The 1,691-nt window shown below is 37.9% G+C and carries 1 protein-coding gene; it reads right to left on the bottom strand.

Annotation, left to right across the window (positions count from 1 at the left end):
* Positions 1-47: 47 nt before the first annotated feature.
* A protein-coding gene (locus P0N36_RS15210; RefSeq protein ID WP_275843733.1) for an IS3 family transposase occupies positions 48-1,618 on the bottom strand; the annotation gives its coding sequence in 2 pieces (ribosomal slippage) (positions 48-1,165 and positions 1,165-1,618; 1,572 coding nt in all).
* Between the last annotated feature and the right edge of the window lie 73 nt (positions 1,619-1,691).

The raw sequence follows: 1,691 nt of genomic DNA, 5'->3' as shown, positions 1-1,691 counted from the left end.
CGGAAATTTTTTGGCTAGTTGTCACACCGCCCATATTTTATAGTTACCTAAGATGCAGCAGCTTCGTGTGCTTTTCCATCTTCTGTTGCCTGATTTCTTTCTGGATTCAACCATACTTCATCGTTTAATTTCCAGTTTCTTATTGATCCAGCCCAACGTTCTGGATTCCTAGATTTAGCTTCTTCATAGACCTTAGTTCTTTTTGCAAATATCTCTTTATCTAACCCTAAATGACGTTCATTCGGACTTATGAATTTCAAGCCGCTATGCTTATGTTCATAGTTGTACCATTTTACAAATTGTTGTACCCACAACCTCGCCTCACCAATAGTATCAAATCCTTTTGGCTGGTAGTTCGGTCTATACTTCAATGTCTTGAATAAACTTTCTGAATACGGATTATCATTGCTTACTCTTGGTCTGCTTCGTGATGGTATTATACCTAAGTTGTAGAGCGTCTCAAGCATCGTGGCGCCTTTCATTGGACTTCCATTATCTGAATGTAGTACCAATGGCCTTATATTCAAAGCAATCTTCTCTTGAACATATGCCTTTGTGATTAACTCACTAGCATGGTTTGCTGATTCTTCTTTCCATATTTCCCATCCAACTATTTTCCGACTAAACATATCTAGTATTAAATATAAGTAGTAATATTGCCCTTTAATTGGTCCATTTAGATAGGTTATATCCCAAGTCCATACTTGACATGGTTTATCAGCTTTATGTATTGATATCGGTCGCTTCTCAGGTTTACGACTTCTACCTCTATGTTCTAATTCTTGGTTTCTTTTTAATATGTTATAGATTGTACTTTCTGACGCTATGTATGTCCCTCTATCAGCCAATATCGGTACGATCTGGCTTGGGGCTAAACTACTAAATTCTTCTGTGTTAACGACATCAAGTACCTTCTTTTCTTCTTCTTTACTTAGCTTATTCTTTGGTTCTGGTCTAACACAAGTAGTTCTTCGATCTACTATTCCATCTAATACCCAACGGTTATAGGTTCGCTTATGGATCCCTAGCCTCTCACAGGCCTTAAATAATCTTGCCCCTGATTTAACAGCTTCACTAATTAGTTCAACAGCTTTCTCACGATCTTGGGCGCTAATTAGTCTTCCTCGTTGTCCTGACCCCAAATCGCATTGGCCTTTTTTCCTAGCACCAAAAGTGCTGCTGCTTCTGCCAAGGCTTTTTCTTTTCTTGTAAGCTCTTTTTGTAACTTTTCATTTGCTTTTTTCTCTTGCTTCAGTTCTTGATTAACCTTTGATATTTTCTCTGTAGATACACCATTGGCTTGCATACAGGCTTCTTTCCATTCCTTAACTTGTTCTGGGTACAAGCCTTTCTTTCGACAATATTCAGAAAACTCTATTTCATTTAAATTGGCAGTTTCAATTACTACCAAAAACTTATCTTCTGTTCGCCAGTTTTCTGCTTTTTTATACTTTGTCGTAGCAGATAGACCTGTTCTTTGGGCATTGTCTCTCCATCTATAAAGGGTGTTTAGATTTATACCTGTATCTCTCCCTATATCTGAAACAGACTCTTCACCGCCAAGTATTCTTGACACTACACTTTCTTTCAACTCTTTACTGTACTTGTTATAACTCATAGTTGTCACCTCTTCTTTGAGTATTTATCATACCCGATTTGAGGGTGAGTGACAACTACCCTTGGCTCGAGGG

Source organism: Petrocella sp. FN5, from assembly GCF_029210395.1.
Classification (GTDB): domain Bacteria; phylum Bacillota; class Clostridia; order Lachnospirales; family Vallitaleaceae; genus Petrocella.
The sequence above is the reverse complement of the archived record's forward strand: the minus strand, read 5'-3'. Positions and strand labels throughout refer to the sequence as shown.